We start from the raw sequence: 905 nt of genomic DNA on the forward strand, positions 1-905 counted from the left end.
CAGGTAGCCCGTAGGATGTCCGTGAGTCAGGCGTCCTGACTGGGCAGCGTAGTCAAAGGCGTTTGCAAAAAAGGCGCAGGGCGCAACGCGCATCAAGGCGCCACAGCCTTTGCTGTTGTTCTCGGCAACCGCGCCCAGCCGCGGACTGGCCTTGAGTGCACCTAGGCAAGTAGTGCCAGGGGCACGCCGAGACCAGAGCTCCGATTGCTTGATCAGCCAGCCGTCCACGCCGATCGGCATCGCCGTAGGGTAGTCCTGGGTTATCAGCCAGCGCAGCAACGAATGGTGAATAATGCTGGGGACGTGGCAAGTCCCTCTTGAGCTGCCGCACACATAAGCCCGTAGCAAGCCTTCTGCGGTGAAAAGCATCATCTGCGTGTCGTCGGTGATGGCGCCGGTGGTACCGAAAGCAGGAGCAAAATCAACGATACCTTGCGGACCGAACTTAGCCTCAATAGCTGACCATTCGAGAAACTCCACTGGGGCGCCTAGCGCATCACCGACGGCGCCGCCGAGCAGGCAACCCTTGATCCGTTCAAGTCTGTTCATGTCCTTTCCTCATCCCTCTGCAGGGATCAATTCCTGCAGAATCACCAGCTTTCTTTGCAACTGCTGGACGTGCTCTTTCTCGGCTCGCAACGCCGAACGCAGTTCGCGGTTTTCCATTTCCCAGATCCGCGCCCAGCGCACATTTTTTTGGCAGCCCATAGCCATCTGCCAGAGCTCACGTAATCTCAGACACTGATGCAGTAACACCAGCAGAATTGCTCCCATCATCAGCAATGCACCCGTCGAAACCGCTTCCGACATACTCATGTCCACTTCCTTTCATGACTTCAATTCATTTTGAAGACAGACACACGATATGTAGTGTTTAACGACAGGTCTAGAATGTAGACTTATAC

The 905-nt window shown here is 55.6% G+C and carries 2 protein-coding genes; both read right to left on the reverse strand.

The genetic code is table 11. The features are described 5' to 3' along the window. Positions 1-549, reverse strand: a 549-nt coding sequence (locus AC1DRJ_RS29985) for an ADP-ribosylglycohydrolase family protein (RefSeq protein ID WP_477805312.1), incomplete at its 3' end; no start/stop codon positions are given. A gap of 9 nt (positions 550-558) precedes the next feature. Beyond that, entirely contained in the window at positions 559-816 is a 258-nt protein-coding gene (locus tag AC1DRJ_RS29990) for a hypothetical protein (protein WP_127650044.1), read from the reverse strand. Positions 817-905: the final 89 nt, after the last annotated feature.

It is taken from the genome of Pseudomonas sp. P5_B2 (assembly GCF_056400445.1).

Excerpts from the sequence above, each read along its gene's own strand:
- AC1DRJ_RS29990 (WP_127650044.1), bottom strand. The coding sequence starts at position 816 with ATGAGTATGTCGGAAGCGGTTTCGACGGGTGCATTGCTGATGATGGGA.